The 16,856-nt window shown below is 40.9% G+C and carries 12 protein-coding genes; 4 read left to right on the forward strand and 8 right to left on the reverse strand.

The features are described from left to right. Positions 1-214 precede the first annotated feature (214 nt). Positions 215-1,147: a PEP-CTERM sorting domain-containing protein gene (locus tag VUI23_RS20060; RefSeq protein ID WP_342805719.1), complete on the forward strand. Its 933-nt coding sequence runs from the start codon at positions 215-217 to the stop codon at positions 1,145-1,147. A 1,092-nt stretch (positions 1,148-2,239) separates the two neighbouring features. Here VUI23_RS20060 and VUI23_RS20065 read toward each other — a convergent pair. The 6 genes from VUI23_RS20065 to VUI23_RS20090 form a co-directional block, all read right to left on the reverse strand. Beyond that, positions 2,240-2,380: a hypothetical protein gene (locus VUI23_RS20065; protein WP_216047880.1), complete on the reverse strand. Its 141-nt coding sequence runs from the start codon at positions 2,378-2,380 to the stop codon at positions 2,240-2,242. Positions 2,381-2,866: 486 nt separating this feature from the next. Beyond that, on the reverse strand, positions 2,867-3,277 hold the full coding sequence (cueR, locus tag VUI23_RS20070; RefSeq protein WP_216047879.1) for a Cu(I)-responsive transcriptional regulator: 411 nt from the start codon (positions 3,275-3,277) through the stop codon (positions 2,867-2,869). Position 3,278: 1 nt separating this feature from the next. Beyond that, a complete protein-coding gene (locus tag VUI23_RS20075; RefSeq protein ID WP_342805721.1) occupies positions 3,279-5,654 on the reverse strand; it encodes a heavy metal translocating P-type ATPase in 2,376 nt (791 codons plus the stop codon). A 375-nt stretch (positions 5,655-6,029) separates the two neighbouring features. Then, positions 6,030-7,679, reverse strand: a complete 1,650-nt coding sequence (gene groL, locus VUI23_RS20080) for a chaperonin GroEL (RefSeq protein ID WP_216047867.1) — start codon at positions 7,677-7,679, stop codon at positions 6,030-6,032. 39 nt (positions 7,680-7,718) lie between these two features. Further along, positions 7,719-8,009, reverse strand: coding sequence for a co-chaperone GroES (locus VUI23_RS20085; RefSeq protein ID WP_216047866.1), 291 nt, complete (start codon positions 8,007-8,009; stop codon positions 7,719-7,721). A 202-nt stretch (positions 8,010-8,211) separates the two neighbouring features. After that, positions 8,212-8,487 (reverse strand): peptidylprolyl isomerase, encoded by a 276-nt coding sequence (locus VUI23_RS20090; protein ID WP_342805723.1) that lies wholly within the window; start codon positions 8,485-8,487, stop codon positions 8,212-8,214. An 85-nt stretch (positions 8,488-8,572) separates the two neighbouring features. Between VUI23_RS20090 and VUI23_RS20095 the strand changes: the two genes are divergently transcribed. Then, a complete protein-coding gene (locus tag VUI23_RS20095; protein WP_216047864.1) occupies positions 8,573-9,142 on the forward strand; it encodes a DUF502 domain-containing protein in 570 nt (189 codons plus the stop codon). Between the two features lie 18 nt (positions 9,143-9,160). On the opposite strand, the gene VUI23_RS20100 is transcribed toward VUI23_RS20095, so the two are convergent. Continuing rightward, on the reverse strand, positions 9,161-9,691 hold the full coding sequence (locus VUI23_RS20100; protein ID WP_303500324.1) for an FxsA family protein: 531 nt from the start codon (positions 9,689-9,691) through the stop codon (positions 9,161-9,163). Between the two features lie 174 nt (positions 9,692-9,865). Between VUI23_RS20100 and cutA the strand changes: the two genes are divergently transcribed. Together cutA and VUI23_RS20110 are read left to right on the forward strand one after the other, a co-directional pair. Beyond that, the gene (gene cutA, locus VUI23_RS20105) at positions 9,866-10,186 is read left to right on the forward strand and encodes a divalent-cation tolerance protein CutA (protein WP_216047862.1); all 321 of its coding nucleotides are present in this window, start codon (positions 9,866-9,868) and stop codon (positions 10,184-10,186) included. Then, complete coding sequence (locus tag VUI23_RS20110; RefSeq protein WP_342805725.1) at positions 10,183-12,006, forward strand: protein-disulfide reductase DsbD; 1,824 nt, start codon at positions 10,183-10,185, stop codon at positions 12,004-12,006. Before cutA ends, VUI23_RS20110 begins: the two co-directional genes overlap by 4 nt. Positions 12,007-12,207: 201 nt before the next feature. On the opposite strand, the gene VUI23_RS20115 is transcribed toward VUI23_RS20110, so the two are convergent. Further along, positions 12,208-16,764: an EAL domain-containing protein gene (locus VUI23_RS20115; protein ID WP_342805727.1), complete on the reverse strand. Its 4,557-nt coding sequence runs from the start codon at positions 16,762-16,764 to the stop codon at positions 12,208-12,210. Between the last annotated feature and the right edge of the window lie 92 nt (positions 16,765-16,856).

Here is a 16,856-nt window from a genome sequence, read left to right on the forward strand (position 1 = left end):
TGACAATAATTCGGTCTACAGTTTGCAGTAGTTTATATATTGTTCAGTAAGATGAAAATGACTGTCAACATTCTTTACAAATTCTAACTTCATTGACGGCTAAGTCCCTGTAAAGTCGCTTAATTTGCGGATCTAGAGTTTCGGCATAATAGTTGCTTTAACGGCTCGGCCTTAGGGGCAAACTTTAGGATTAATTCAAAAAGGAATAGAAATAATGTCAATGTCTAAAATATCTCTTGCTTTGATCGCTTCTGGTATTGCATCCAGCGCTTTCGCCTCACCAATCATTATGGAAGGTGATTTTGTTCGAACGGCAGTAAGCGATAACGGTACCTTAGGTGCTGGTGGTTCAACCTCTCCTGGCATCCTGCATGATGCAACTGGAACAGCTACATGGTCGAATGATGACTACCTGACCCCAGGAACGCCAATGGAAGGTTTCTACATTAGCTCAACTGAAACAGGAATCGACGGTAACAATAACTCAAACGGATATGGCTCGTCTGGTTCTGGCATTACTGCGTCTTCTATGACCGATACTTCGGGTACAAGTGGTTATGATCAATCAGTTAATTGGACTGGATTTTTAGATACCTTCTACACAGTTGAAACTGACACATACTACAACGATAGTTTTGAACGTATCTCTATGACTACAACGATTACTGCCCTTCAAGATCTAACCGACGTTGAGTTTTTACGAGTTCTTGATCCTGATCCAGATGTTTACACCTTTAGTTCTTACCATACCGAAAATGGTCGTGGTGACGCAATTAACGGTCATGCTAACGAAGATTGGGTTCACGCTGAAGGTACAAGCACAGGTTTAACCATTGGTTTATACTCTGATTCCGATGTAGCACATAACACTGGTGTCTCAAGCGGTTGGTCTACAGATCCTAGCTTCTACCTAAGTGGTGCGGATAACGGCAACGGCGATTACACCATTGGTATAGCTTTTTCTTTAGGCGATTTGATGGCAGATGAATCAAAGTCATTCACCTATCACTACATCATGGGTGATAGCTTAGATAACGTTGACATCCCAGTTGACAATCCTGTTGACGTTCCAGAGCCAGTATCAATTGCATTGCTAGGTTTAGGTCTGGTAGGTATGGGCGCAGGCCGTCGTCGTTTGAAAAAGTAATTTAACGACATCTAACTAACAACAAAGGTCAGCCATTGCTGACCTTTTTGCATTCTATCAATACTGCTTACCCTACTAGTCACGCATCTTCAACTATCAAAACTACAAACCTGCGGGGCAGATATGTTGAAACCGTCTGTTTAAGCAATAAAGCCATTGAATTAAAACTTCAAACTTTACGCAATAGCCTCTGTGTGAATCAGCATAATGAGACCAGAAAAGTTGATTATCATGGGTAGAGGTAAAACAACATACTCTCACCTTTACGTATTCGTGGTTTAGAGCATTCCTGATTTTCCCTTTAACAACATCATTCTTGAGAATTTCCGTAGCTCTCGATAGCACATCATTGTGCATGAAATTGAAATTCAAACCTGTCACCAATTGCATATCGCTAAGGAAACCGTCTAATTCATCATTTTCAAAAAGAGCATTTGGCCACGTAGGTGATACTTGCAATCAAAAGGATCGTTAAAAGCTTCAGGTTGACTATGGTAAAGCCATCCATCTCTCAACATCAAAGCGTGTCTTTCCTTATGCTCAGGTGAATATGATGAATATCAGTAAAGTGCATCTAAGCCAGCTTGATAAGCAGTTAAATGGGTACGAGCGGTTTCTAGGAATAACGGGGCCATGTTTCACTAATTAGAGGCTTTTAGGTATCAGCTTTCAAAAATTGACCAAAAATAACACAGGGTTTTTGTTAAAAAATAAAGGGATCTTACATAATGCTGCTCATATAGCGATTATCAATTTGTTTGATTGAATTAGTTGCATGGGAAACAAGTGATATTCGACTTTTTACTCCTAACAACTCACGACTAAAGCCAACCAACTGAATTTTAAAAAGTCACTAATTTATTGGCTCTATCCACAAAAATCTGTGCGCCCAATTCGACAATCTCCTGCCCTATGTCCCATCTGTATAAGTATATGGCCCAGATGTGTATGTGAATGGCTCAGGATCACATCCATATGTCCCAGTGCTATAACATTGACTTCGCGACTCTCTGACTTTGCTTGCTCATTACCCATGAACTAATTGTCGTAGCGATTATTTTATATAAATCTTCTTCTACTATAGGAGAAAGCCTATAGGTTGGCATTATCGCCCTTACTTTCAGATTGTTTATTTACTGAAAGAGAAGCTTGTTCAAATATATCCATGACATTATGATTTGACGATTCGCCCGCAGCTAGCTGTTCAAAACCTTTCGCTACTTCTTGTTTCATTTAATATTCACAGCGTTATTTCAGTTTTCAACGCAATTCTAGTTCAGAAGTATATTTTTCCTAATAATTAGTTAGCTTTAGCCACCATGGCAGACATACGTTAGATACTAAAAGCGTTCTCAATGGACGGCTTTTAGCCAGGTAGCTGACATTACCCTTTGCAATACCATGATGATATTTAGTGTAATACTAACCGACATTTATTGCTCGTTTGTGGGGCTGGTTTAAGCTGTGAGTTCAACTGATCAATGCAAAGTTCTTTAATCATTATTTGATGCGCAATGCGCAAGTTAGCAGTTGTGAAATTCAATATTCAGTCACAGGCAAAAACAGCGTTTTTTTGTTTAAGGATCGAGATAAATATATACCTGAAGAGGTCGTTATCTAAGTTCAAGTTTAATGGGTAAAATTACAGTATCGGTTTGTAACATCCAATTCAATTAACCAACTTTTCTCACTATAGATATTGACTGCAATTCACCTTCGTTATTCGGATGAAAGTTGAGCTAAGCCTTCTAAAATAGGGCAGTCAGAGTTATCATTACCATCACATTTATCCGCTAGTTTCTGTAGCACTTCTTTCATTTTCTCAAGCTCACGTATCTTTTCATTAATCTCGTGTAAATGATTCAGTGCAAGTTGTTTCACGTTACGACTTTCTCTGTCAGTATCGAGCCAGAACTTGAGTAGTGACTGAATTTCAGCCATGGAGAAGTCTAACTTTCTCGCACGACGGATAAACCCCAATTGTTGAATGTGTGCTTGATTATATAGTCGGTAGCCGGCATCTGTGCGACTCGTTTTTTTCAATACGCCAATTTCTTCATAATATCGAATCATTTTGGCTGACACCCCCGTTAAACTAGCGGCTTTGCCAATTGTGACAAGTTTATCCATGTTATTTCTCCTTCAGAGTCCAACGTTGCAATAACAATGCATTACTGACGACAAATAAGCTACTAAATGCCATTGCAGCACCGGCGATAATGGGGTCAAGATAACCAAAGGCTGCTAGTGGAATTCCCACAGCGTTAAAGATAAAGGCCCAAAAAAGATTTTGCTGTATTTTACGATAAGTCATCCTTGCAATGATTAATGCCGTGGGTACTAGGCTTGGTTTACTCCGCATTAACGTGAAAGAAGCTGCGCTAACGGCAACATCAGTACCAGACGCCATTGCCATACCCAAATCTGCTTGGGCTAGCGCTGGGGCATCATTAATGCCATCACCAACCATGGCAACCTGATAACCTTGCGCTTGATATTCCATAATATATTTTGCTTTATCTGCTGGCAGCACCTCAGCTTTAAAATCGTCTAACTGTAATTCTGTCGCCACCGATGTTGCACTCGCTTGATTGTCACCGGTAAGCATAGCCACCTTTATACCTTGTTGTTGCAATAGCTTCACAGCTTGCAGCGCATCAGACTTCAATTTATCACTAAAACAAAACAGGCCAAGTAATGTTATTTGATCTTGTTGCTGACTAGCCAACCAAGAAACAGAAGCACCCAGTATTTCTATTTGTTCGGTTGGTAGTTTTACGCCTAATTCTTGCATCCAATGACTACTACCCATCAATACTAACTTGTCAGCAATATTGCCTTTGACACCATAACCTGCGACAACCTGAAATTCATCGACAGGTATTGGTTGTGTCCCTTTGGTTAATGCTTTTTCAACCACTGCCTTGCCCAATGGGTGCTCACTATTTATTTGTAAGGAATAGGCCAACTGCAATACAGCTTCTTCACTGCCACTGATGACTGTCATCTTATTTACAACAGGTTTGCCTTGAGTCAAGGTGCCTGTTTTATCAAATACGACTAAATTGATTTCTTTTGCTTGCTCTAACGCCACTGCATCTTTAACCAATACGCCTAATCTGGCAGCAGTTCCAGTGCCTGCCATGATAGCTGCCGGAGTTGCCAAACCAAGTGCGCATGGACAAGCGATAACTAAAACGGCTACCGCATTGAGAATGCCATTGGTCCAGTCATCAAACGCTAAACCTGTCACCAATAAAGTGGTAAGTGCGACCAATAACACCACAGGAATGAAGATACTGCTGACTTTATCCACTATTGCTTGGACGGGAGCTTTTGCTCCTTGGGCTTGCTCGACTAGTTCAATGATTTTAGATAAGGTAGATTCGGTACCAACATTAGTGGCACGGATCTCCAAAATACCGTCCAAGTTAAGTGATCCCCCCGTGACAATATCACCTTCTTTTTTACTTAACGGAATCGATTCGCCACTAATTAACGCTTCATCCAGATGACTCTGCCCCTGTAAAACCTCACCGTCAACAGGCACACTTTCGCCCGGTATTACTTTTACTTTTTCACCAGATTGCACTGATGAAGCGGCCACTTTTTGCCATTTACCTAAACGTTGCACTGTCGCCTCAACAGGTTTCAAATTTTCCAATGCTCTAAGTGCATCAGTTGTTCGGCGTTTTGCCTTGTGTTCTAAATATTTACCCAGCAGAACCAAGGTGATTACTGCGCTACTACTTTCAAAATACAAATGGGGCATGCCATGAGCGCTATCAAAGCTCCACCACAAATATAAAGATAATCCGAAGGCTGCACTGGTACCGATGGAAACAAGAAGATCCATGTTGCCCATGCCAGCTTTTAATGCCCCCCAGCCTGCACGATAAAAACGAGCGCCAAAATAGAACTGAACTGGCGTAGCTAACAACCATTGCCAAACAGGCGGTAACATCCACTGTTGCGCAAATAACATGCCTAACATCGGCAACACCAATGGCAAGGTAAGTAGACCTGCTCCCAATACGGGCCACCAAGCTTTAGTATAAAAAGGCTGATGTTTATTGGTTTTTTGTATCACGCTGTCATTGTTTAACGGGATAAAAAGGTAACCGGCTTGTGTCACGGCTTGGGCTAATTGTTCATCGGTTACAAAGGATAAAGTCCTTACTTGTACTTGCTCGGTGGCTAAATTTACCGATGCACTGACCATACCGGTTACTTTTAGCAATGCCTGTTCGACCCGCTTCACACAAGAGGAGCAGCTCATCTTTCCAATACCAAATTGCTTTACCTTTACTGGCACTTGATAACCGGCCTCAATAACAGCGGTAATTAATTCACTATGACTGGCGGTACCTTGAACCGTTGCCGTATCTGTAGCTAGGTTGACGGTAGCATTTGTCACGCCCACCACTTTGAGTAACGCGTTTTCAACACGACCGACGCATGAAGCACAGGTCATACCGTCAATTTTGAATTGTGTAGTTGTATTCATAAGCTTCTCATCTTAATTGAATTGTAGAACTAAGCTGAGGTTAAAGCTTACCACGGTAGTAAGGACAACTGTTTTAGTATGAAAAGTGTTATAAATGACAATTTAACTGCAATCACTGCATTTTAAAGAGGAGTACAACCATCTTAATGGAGGCTTTATGAACACTAAAAACAGCTCAAAAATCCATTGATGTTAACGTCCGGTTTCGTATCGAAGAAGTCAGTAGGTTTGTTGGGAAGATAGTTTTCGCTTTGTCCGAATTAATACATAACAACAATGGTATTAGATATTGATTAACAAATAATAAAAAAGCCCAAATATTGCTATTCGGGCTTTCAAAAAACTCAGTAGATTAAGCGGTAATAGAAAAATCTATTACATCATGCCGCCCATTCCACCCATACCGCCGCCCATGCCGCCCATATCAGGCATAGCAGGAGCGTCATCAGCTGGAGCATCTGCGATCATCGCTTCAGTGGTGATCATAAGACTCGCAATTGACGCTGCAAATTGAAGTGCAGAACGAGTTACTTTAGTTGGGTCAAGAATACCCATCTCTAGCATGTCGCCGTATGTGTCGTTACCTGCATTGTAACCGAAGTTACCAGTACCGTTTTTAACTGCGTTAGTTACTACAGATGCTTCTGCGCCAGCATTAGATGCGATTTGACGTAGAGGAGCTTCCATAGCACGTAGTGCTAGTTTAATACCGTGAGTTTGGTCTTCGTTGTCACCTTTTAGGTCAGCGAATTTAGCTGCTGCACGAACTAGCGCAACACCACCACCAGCTACAACGCCTTCTTCTACCGCTGCGCGAGTAGCGTGAAGTGCATCTTCAACACGTGCTTTTTTCTCTTTCATTTCAACTTCAGTTGCAGCACCAACTTTAATGACTGCTACACCGCCAGCTAATTTAGCTAGACGCTCTTGAAGTTTTTCTTTGTCATAGTCAGAAGAAGATTCTTCGATTTGACCACGGATTTGAGCACAACGACCTTTAATCGCTTCTTCGTCACCAGCGCCATCAACTACTACAGTGTTGTCTTTATTGATAACAACACGTTTTGCAGTACCTAAATCTTCTAGTTGAACTTTTTCTAGCTCAAGACCAATCTCTTCAGAGATAACAGTACCGCCAGTTAGTGTAGCGATGTCTTGTAGCATTGCTTTACGACGGTCACCAAAGCCAGGCGCTTTAACAGCTGCAACTTTAACGATACCGCGCATGTTGTTAACAACCAATGTAGCTAGAGCTTCGCCTTCAACATCTTCAGCAATAATTAATAGCGGCTTAGATGCTTTAGCAACACTTTCTAGAGTTGGTAGCAATTCACGGATGTTAGTGACTTTTTTGTCAACCAAAAGGATGTATGGGCTGTCTAATTCAACAGTGCCATTTTCTTGGTTGTTCATGAAGTAAGGAGATAGGTAACCACGGTCAAACTGCATACCTTCAACCACTTCTAGTTCGTTCTGAAGTGCTTGGCCTTCTTCTACAGTGATAACACCTTCTTTACCTACTTTGTCCATTGCTTCAGCGATAAGGTTACCGACTTCTGAATCAGAGTTTGCAGAGATAGTACCAACCTGAGCAATTGCTTTGCTGTCAGCACATTTAGTAGAAAGATTTTTAAGTTCTTCAACCGCAGACAAAACAGCTTTGTCGATACCGCGCTTAAGATCCATTGGGTTCATACCCGCAGCAACTGATTTCAAACCTTCAGTTACAATCGCTTGCGCTAGTACAGTTGCAGTCGTTGTTCCGTCACCGGCTTCGTCATTTGCTTTAGACGCAACTTCTTTAACCATCTGTGCGCCCATGTTTTCAAACTTATCTTCAAGCTCGATTTCTTTAGCAACAGATACACCATCTTTAGTGATGGTAGGAGAGCCAAAAGATTTGTCTAGAACAACGTTACGACCTTTAGGTCCTAAAGTAACTTTTACCGCGTTAGCAAGAATGTTAACGCCTGCAAGCATTTTGTTGCGAGCGTCATCAGAAAAACGTACTTCTTTAGCTGCCATGTTTAATTTCCTCTTAATTCTGTCTAATTGATTATGCTGTTATTCAACAACCGCTAGGATGTCGCCTTCGCTCATGATAAGCACTTCTTCGCCATCTAGTTTTTCGGTTTTAACACCATAGCCATCACTAAAAATCACTACGTCGCCAACTTTAACGTCAAGCGCTTTCACTTCACCATTATCTAAAACTCGACCATTACCAACAGCAACGATTTCGCCACGAGTTGATTTTTCGGCCGCAGAGCCAGTTAGTACGATGCCACCAGCAGATTTACTTTCTTGCTCTTGGCGCTTAACGATAACGCGATCGTGTAAAGGACGGATTGCCATTTTCAAATCTCCTGAAAATTCCAATTTTAAAGTTAAAATTCCCGAACGTCGGGGGGTGAGTTGCGGCTTTCACCTCAACTCGAATGAGTGTCTGCGAGCAAAGATGGGGATAGCCGTACTGACTTCAAGGGTTTATGTTAAAAAAAATCTATTTTTGTGGTGTTTTTTGCGATTTTTTTACAAATTGAAGGATTTGAGGCGTTTACGAGCGATAAAGTGTTTTTATTAAATGAAAACCGAATTGGGTTTTTACCGGGCCATGAATTGTCAAAACTGGTTTTTTAAATACCACATTATCGAACGCTTTAACCATTTGCCCCGGTTTCACCTCACCTAAATCGCCGCCTTTTTTAGCGGAAGGACATTGTGAGTATTTTTTCGCCAGTTGTTGGAAATTGGCACCTTTAGCAAGTTGGCGTTTTAGTTCTTCCGCTTGCTGTTTATCTTTGACCAATATATGGCATACACCTGCTTTCATTTGTTTTAATCCTTATGTTCTCGCCAGTTGGATGAAGCTCTGTCATTATACCCCGTATTTCGTTACTACTATGAGTTGTTAATTAATGAAAAAGCTGTTGTCTTTATCCTTTCAGGGCTTGGCCGCCATTTTACCGTTATCATTAACCCTGTATTTTATATACTGGTTTATGTCGGGCGCTGAAGCACTGTTATTTCCCTACGTCCCACAAGAATACTATTTTCCCGGAATGGGAATTTTAACAACCTGCGCAGTTATTTTACTCACTGGACTTGTGGTTAATCTGTTTTTTGTGCAATGGATGGTATCAACTGCAAACCGACAGGTTGAAAAAATACCGCTAGTCAAATCGGTATATGGAGCCATAAGAGATACCCTAACAGTATTTCAAATTAGCGATAAAGAAAATTCCAAAGCTGTCGTTTCAGTAGAAATTAAACCAGACATGCATTTAATCGGCTTCGTGACTGCCGACCAAGTTGCAGTAGAGATTTTCCAAGACGACGATAAAATCGGAGTGTATATTCCGCTTAGTTACCAAATAGGTGGCTATACCCTGTACGTAAAACGCCAGCAAATAACTAAGTTAGATATTGGTGTTGAAGAGGCCATGCGAATTGCGTTAACCGGTGGCGTCAAAGCGAAACAAAAATAAAACGCCAATTTTAAGCTGTTAACGGTCTGATGGAGAATCGATTTTCGGTCGGTTCTCAGCCTCATCTTTATCAACATATTCCCCTTCAATAATATCACCATCTGCTTGATTACCACGATTTGAGTAGCTGGTTTGCGTGTAACTGGTGTGAGAATAACTGTGTTGCCCCTGACCTGGTTGGCCAGCTACAACGTTAACGGAAATTTGCTTAAGTAAACTTTTGGCAATAAATGGACGAGTAATGGGTAGTGCCAATAAAAAACCTAAAGCATCTGTTATAAAACCTGGGGTAACTAATAGAATTCCGGCTACCACTAACAATAAACCTTCGGCCATCTCCTGCCCAGGCATAGCGCCTGACTGCATCTTTGATTGAGCCTGCATTAGGGTCGCAATCCCCTGCTGTCGTACAAAATAAGCACCAATAAAGGCAGTAACCACAACAATAGCGACTGTATTCCAACCACCAATTTGCTCGCCGACATTAATTAACAACGCAATTTCGGCTATGGGTAAGATAGCGAACAAAATAAACAATTTACCAAACACAATACGCTCCTTGATTAAACATTTGATCTGGGGTCGTTTTGTCAATTCACAAGAACCTTTTACAAGCAAGCAAGTATTGAATTCTATACAGTGCTAAAAGATCAAAACACTTTTTTTTGAAATACATGACTTATTATTAATGTCTCCTATGGACAGAGTATAAAAGGTGTAATAATGAGTTCGCAATTTTGTATAGTTTTAACCACTTGCCCAACGAAGAAACAAGCTGAAAAAATTGCTAGTGAGTTGGTAAACCTTAAGCTCGCTGCTTGCGTGCAGATATCTCAGCCGATAACATCGTTTTATCATTGGGAAGATGAAGTCGTTACTGACGCAGAAATGCACTTAATAATAAAAACAATGTCGAATAAATTAGATGATGCACTTAAGTTGACTTTAAGCTTGCATCCCTATGATATTCCTCAGTGGATTATTCTTGATAATGCCTCCGCCAGTGAAGCATATTTAAATTGGATTGAAAGTAGCCTTAAATGAACTTTAGACGTCTTATATTGTTAACCGTATTTGTATTATTACCTTGGATGAGCTTAGCTCAAAGCAACCAAGCTTTTGATGATTTATTCGCAGACGAACCGACATTTTTGCCTGTAGAGCAAGCATTTCAGTTTGATTTTGACCAGAAAAACGACCAGCTTTTTTTGCGTTTTAATATTGCACCGGGATATTACTTATACAAAAACCAATTTAAGACAGTGGTAAAAAACGCTGAGATTAGTCAGCCAATTTACCCTGAAGCACTTATCAAAGAAGACGAGTTCTTCGAAGAGCCTCAGCCTGTTTTTTACGACCAAGTAGAGATCAACTATAGCGTACTCAGGTCGGAAAAAGATGCGGTAGTAAAACTTCAGTATCAAGGCTGTGCTGATGCGGGTTTATGTTATCCACCAACGGTTCAAGTGGTTTATTTGGACGAGGTGCTTGAAGCAGCAAGTACAACACTAAACACCCAAATGAATCAAAGTAGTGGGGCCAAACCAAACAATGATTCAGTGCCAGTTTCTCAACAATTTGAGTTAGCAGACTTACTCAAAGGTGAACAATTACTTATCCTCAAATTAGCTGCTTTTTTATTGTTGGGGATTGGCTTAGCCTTTACGCCTTGTGTTTTCCCTATGTACCCAATCCTATCCAGTATTGTGATTGGTCAGGGTAAATCAATCAGTACCTCAAAAGCATTTAGTTTATCTTTTATGTTTGTGCAGGGCATGGCAATCACCTATTCAATATTGGGATTAGTCATTGCATCCGCAGGTGCTCAATTTACCGCGTATCTACAGAACCCTTATATTTTAGGGGGATTAATCGTTATTTTTGTGTCTCTTGCATTCGTGATGTTTGGTGCGTACGAATTGCATCTGCCGTCTAAATGGCAAGAAAAACTTAATGGATTGAGTAATAAACAAAAGAGCGGCAGCTTTATTGGTGCTTTTGTGATGGGCGTGATTTCGGGATTAGTTGCCTCTCCTTGCACCACGGCACCGTTAACTGGCATTTTATTATATATAGCCGAACAGGGTGATCAGTTGCTAGGCTTCTTTGCATTGTATGCATTGAGTTTAGGAATGGGTATTCCACTGATCTTGTTTGGGGTAACTGGCGGTAAATTACTTCCTAAAGCAGGCAATTGGATGAACGTAGTGAAAGTTGCGTTTGGCTTTATGATGCTCGTTGTTGCTCTGACCTTTTTAGAGCGCTTAGTCAGTAATATTTGGATCGAATATGTGTGGTCTGTGTTAGGGCTTTCTGCTTTTACTTACTTTTATGTGATGAACCTCAATACTGCCACGACCCTTTGGAAGGGGATCCGCAGCCTAGTTATTTTTGCAGGGTTAATTGGCTCAGTATTATATGCTTATCACCAGTTCAACCAAAGCCACTCGACCGCAATAACAGCGGCAACATCTTCTACAAATATTGACGGCAGTAATCACCCTAAATTTATACTGGTGAAAAACTTACAGGACTTTGAAGAAAAGTTAACTGCAGCCAACGCACAAGGAAAATCAGTGATGGTCGACCTTTATGCCGATTGGTGTGTGGCTTGTAAAGAGTTCGAAAAGTACACCTTCCCAGATCCTGAAGTAGTGGATGCCCTATCCGATTCAGTTTGGATGCAAATCGATCTCACGGATAACACTGCCACTAATATTGAATTTCAACAAGCCTTTGACGTATTGGGATTACCCACTATTCTATTTTTTGATTTACAAGGCAATGAATTGTCCTCTGCAAGGGTAACCGGATTTATGAAAGCCGGCCCCTTCGCAAAGCATGTAAATCAGGTATTAAACTAACGGTTGCTGAGAAGCAAAGGGTCAGTTTAGCGCTGCATCGTTAAATGCTGAGATGAGCTGAATTTTGACTATTAGTCCGCCGCTATAGCGTTTTCCTATGCTTGTTAAAATGAAGGCAAATAAGGATCTTCATGTTTTGGGTAGGCGACTAGCAGAGGCTATTTATCTAAGCTGCGAAATATTAAAGGGATTTAATTTTGTTTACTGCAACCAGCTTTTCGCAAGCAATGCAGCGGTTTCATCTTCAGGCACTGGTTTAGAATAAAAATAACCTTGTAGGTGATTACAACCATGTAATTTAAAGAAATCAATTTGTTCTTGTTGTTCAATACCTTCAGCTACACAATACATATCAAGGCTCTCAGCCATGCGCAGCGTAGTTAAGACTAAGGCTTCGTTACTCTTGTTCTTACCAATATCATCAACAAAGCTTTTATCCACTTTGAGTACTTGAATAGGAAACTCTTTTAAATATTTGAGCGATGAATAGCCGGTACCAAAATCATCGAGCGCAATAATAAATCCATGTTCGCGCATAGACTCCATATAATGCAATGCGCGCTCATAGTCTCTCATCAATGCACTTTCGGTAATTTCAAATCGTAACGTCGAAACCGGTAACCCATACTGCTCTAATAACAATACAATATGGTCAATGGAGATTTGTCGTTCAAAATGTCGCGCTGAAAGGTTAACGGATAAATACACCTCTCGCCCTTTACTCTGCCATTCGCTCAACACCGGCATAGCGCGCTCTAACGCATCCCATGTCATATTCTCAATCAGTCCTAACTCTTCAGCCACAGGAATGAATTGATCCGGCGGAACCATGCCATTAGTGTCAGGCCAGCGCATTAATAACTCAAATCCACCTACCACACCGGTATTGATATTAACGATTGGTTGGTAATAATTGATAAAGGCCTTACTTTGATGGGCCTTTTTCAAGCGATTTTCCATTAATAATCGGTCTTGCGCTTTTTCATTCATATGTTGCGTGAAATACTGAAAATCACTGCGCCCTTGCTCTTTTGCGTGGTACATCGCTAAGTCTGCGTTTCTCAACAGTTCTTCAGGCGTGTCTGCATCGCCAGGGTAAATCGCGATACCCACGCTAGAGGACACACTAACAGTTTGATTACCCAATTGTATTGGCGCTTCAAGAATCTCAATAAGCTGCTGAGCCAAAATACTCAGGCGATCGGGGTGTTTAACTTCTTCAACCATGACAACAAATTCATCACCACCTAACCTAGCCACGGTGTCATCTTGTCGCAATAAATTAGTTAAACGCTGAGCAACAACCTTGAGTAGTTCATCACCGGCTTTATGCCCTAAACTATCGTTAACCTGCTTAAAGCGATCTAAATCGATAAAAAATATACCCATTTTAGATTTGTGTCTGGCTGCGTGATCAATACCATGCTTAATTCTATCTAACAGTAACGTTCGATTAGGAAGGTTAGTCAGGCCATCAAAATTAGCTAGGCGGCGAAGTTCATTTTCAGCCTCTTTTTGCTCGCTAATATCCGACATGATCATCAAATAATAATCAATTTCACCCTGCGCACGCATACTGGCAATGGAAGTCATATTAATCAGCACGTTAGACACTTTGTCGTTGTCGATTACTAGTTGCTCCTCCCCTTTCCAATGCCCTGTCACTCCAAGCTCGGATAGTTTTTTCCAGAATCGAGGAGGATATTCAGCGTTCAGCTTAAATAAGCGGTTTAATTGTGTTTTTAGGTCGCCATTTTCATCAATACCAAAGGCTTCACAAAACGCAGTGTTAACGGCTACCGGCACCATCTCGGTATTAAAAATAACAACCCAATCCCGAGTATGTTTAAATGCCTCACCAAATAATCTAACCTTTTCTCGATCCGCGACCGTTTCTGTCACATTGCTATAGGTTCCCGCGACAACACTTCTTAATCCGCTGTGGTCAACAACTTCATTACCCACATCACGATACCAAAACCATTCACCGTTTCTGGCCCGCAATCGATAAGTGACATCTAAACCGTGACTATTTTTATCAATAAATGCCTGCCAGTTAGATTCAAATAATGCTCGGTCATCTTCGTGAATCAAATCAAGATGTGCATCAAAACTCATTAAATTATCATCAGATTTGTAATCTAACTCATCAGAGATTCTCGGCGCATAAAACTGGTTGGTATCTGAGCGCCACTCCCAAACATTACTGTTACTCGCACTTAACGCCAAAGTTAGTCGGTTTTTGCTCTGCAGAGCTTGTCCGTGAGCTGCCATTACCTGTTTATTTTGAAGATCCCGTCGATACCACCAGAACAACACCAAAGACACGAAAATAAAAATGTAAATGGCGTACGCTGCGGGAGACAACCAAGGCGAATATTTTACGAAAATATGCACAGAAGCAGGTGAGCTCTCAACACCAGTGGTAGGATCAAAAGCAATCGCAGAAAAAATGTATTCGCCTGGATCTAATTTAGGGAAGGTAACTTGAGAGTCTGTCGTTGCCGGATAAATATAACTATCGGTGCCATCAAGTCTATATTGGTATTGAGTGGTGTTTTGATGTTCAAACGACAGCGTAGAAAACTCAATGGTTAAGCCTGCATCTTTATGATCAAGAAGCACCACCCGTTTATCCAAATTCACCAAAGGCATTTTTAATGAGTTAGAGCTTAGCTTGATAGACGTAATGCTGACTTGGGGTGGGTTTCCATCATGTGCTTCAAACGCTAAAGGATCAAAAATGGTTAACCCTTTCTGAGAACCATATACCAAGCGTCCATCCTGCAACACTATATGCGACAAGCCATTAAATTCTTTTCCGTCTAGTCCTTGGGAAATTCCGTACTGCTGGAGATAGGGGCCTGAGGGATCAAACTTAAGCAAACCAGCATGCGAACTCATCCAAATCGAACCGCTCTTATCTTGATGGATGCCATAAATCATATTACTGGGCAATAGATCTTTTTTGTCGAAGCCATACTTAGGTGTATAGATCGTCGAATCTAACCCCACCAGACCAGCTCCTGGGTAAGCGATCCAAAGCGTCCCATTATTATCTTCAACGATACTTTCTGGATATACAGGTTGCCCCATACTTGCTCGTTCTAATTTGTGCACACTTTGCAGCGAGTCACTTTGCGTATTATAAGCCCACAACTGTTCTCTTTGAGCTATCCATAATATGTCTTTGAACAGTTTGCTAACACTCAAGAAGCCGTAAGACGCGCTAGCATCAATTTGCTCATTCAAAGTATCGACTTCTGTTACCACACCAGTGACCGCATCATATTTATAGAATTTTTCTAAATTGCTTAACCAATAAAAACCATTATTATCTTTGGCAAAGCTATCCATTCTGCTATTTAAAAGCTTAGCAACGTCTGAGTTAACACTCTTCGGTGGAGAAAAGGTATTGGTAATAGTATCGAAAGACCATAGCCCACCGTCAGTATTCAACAATAATGTTGTATCACCAAAAGTTTCTATGTCTCTGATTCTGGCCCTTTTGAGCCCTACAATATCTTCTGTAAACCAATGTCCGCGCAATTCATGTTCTTTGAGATCATAATAATTCAGGCCATTACTGGTACCAATCCATAAACCGTCATCATTAAACTGCGCAAAAGACTTCACACTGTTACTGCTTAACTGAATGGTTTCATCTTTGTTTTGACTCACGTTTTCGAATTTAACACTTTGCGTCGACCAGTACAGCGCACCATCGAAGGAAGAGCCAATCCACAGGTTCCCTTTGTTATCCATATCAACGGCAGTAACGTTATCGGATGATAAGTAATAGCGACTATCGGAAGGACTAAAATAATGCTGCAGTTGAGCAGATGGCGGATCATAACTGAACAAGCCTTGCTCTGAACCTATGTATAAACTACCGTAACTTGTTTCATAAATTTCTAAAATAGGAATGCTCAAAGCATGATCGATGAGACCAAATTGATTATTCTCATCGAACATTAAGCAAAATAGGCCTATTTCACTGCCGATCCATATTTTGTTATCACTGGCTAAAAACAATTTAGTGATAGGTTCATCACTCGTCTTGTTCTTTAATTTTATCTGACGTTCGTTACCTGTATTGAGCTCAATCTCGAACAAACCATCGCTGCGCCCCAACAAAAGTCTATCCTCTAAAAACAGCGTGGCATTGATTTGGTATTTAGCGACTTGTTTATGTTCGGGCAATTTATATAACAGCGATGCTCTTCCCAAATCAGGGCTAACGATATAAACACTGCGCTCTGTGGACACGATAATTTGGTTATTTGCCAATTCGTTGATACTAGTGACCCTATCAGACCAAGTACTTTCACCCTCAGAAAAGTCCTCGATGAGGGTAGTCTCCCCGGTTTTTGTGTCGATTTTAAATAAGCCGGAACGTCGAGTACCAACCCAAATATTTTGATTATTATCTTCGAAGATTGTGTCGATAGAAATATCGGCAAGTTGCATTTGATTACCATCAAAATGCTTAACTCGATAACCATCAAATCGATTTAGCCCGGCTTGGGTTGCTACCCATAAAAAACCACTTGAATCAATTAGTAAGTCATTAACGGTGTCTTGAGACAACCCTTGGGAAGTTGATAACTGAGTAAATTTGGGTTCGTTGATTAACGGTGCGGCTGAAACCTGAGATACGCTAAAAAATGCAAAACTTGCACACAACACGAGTCTAAGAAACTGACAGAAGTGAGTTAATCCGCAAACAACAACACGATTTTTAAGCTTTTTAAACAAACTTAAAAGTACCCCACAGTTCAATCTGTTATAGATTTAGAATGTAAAATTAATGAACAAAATCTGAGTTTACACAGGTTAGCCCAAGAACA

Source organism: Alteromonas sp. M12 (assembly GCF_037478005.1).
Taxonomy (GTDB): Bacteria; Pseudomonadota; Gammaproteobacteria; order Enterobacterales; family Alteromonadaceae; genus Aliiglaciecola; species Aliiglaciecola lipolytica_A.

Excerpts from the sequence above, each read along its gene's own strand:
- VUI23_RS20060 (WP_342805719.1), top strand. The coding sequence starts at position 215 with ATGTCAATGTCTAAAATATCTCTTGCTTTGATCGCTTCTGGTATTGCA.
- VUI23_RS20065 (WP_216047880.1), bottom strand. The coding sequence starts at position 2,380 with ATGAAACAAGAAGTAGCGAAAGGTTTTGAACAGCTAGCTGCGGGCGAA.
- cueR (WP_216047879.1), bottom strand. The coding sequence starts at position 3,277 with ATGGATAAACTTGTCACAATTGGCAAAGCCGCTAGTTTAACGGGGGTG.
- VUI23_RS20075 (WP_342805721.1), bottom strand. The coding sequence starts at position 5,654 with ATGAATACAACTACACAATTCAAAATTGACGGTATGACCTGTGCTTCA.
- groL (WP_216047867.1), bottom strand. The coding sequence starts at position 7,679 with ATGGCAGCTAAAGAAGTACGTTTTTCTGATGACGCTCGCAACAAAATG.
- VUI23_RS20085 (WP_216047866.1), bottom strand. The coding sequence starts at position 8,009 with ATGGCAATCCGTCCTTTACACGATCGCGTTATCGTTAAGCGCCAAGAG.
- VUI23_RS20090 (WP_342805723.1), bottom strand. The coding sequence starts at position 8,487 with ATGAAAGCAGGTGTATGCCATATATTGGTCAAAGATAAACAGCAAGCG.
- VUI23_RS20095 (WP_216047864.1), top strand. The coding sequence starts at position 8,573 with ATGAAAAAGCTGTTGTCTTTATCCTTTCAGGGCTTGGCCGCCATTTTA.
- cutA (WP_216047862.1), top strand. The coding sequence starts at position 9,866 with ATGAGTTCGCAATTTTGTATAGTTTTAACCACTTGCCCAACGAAGAAA.
- VUI23_RS20110 (WP_342805725.1), top strand. The coding sequence starts at position 10,183 with ATGAACTTTAGACGTCTTATATTGTTAACCGTATTTGTATTATTACCT.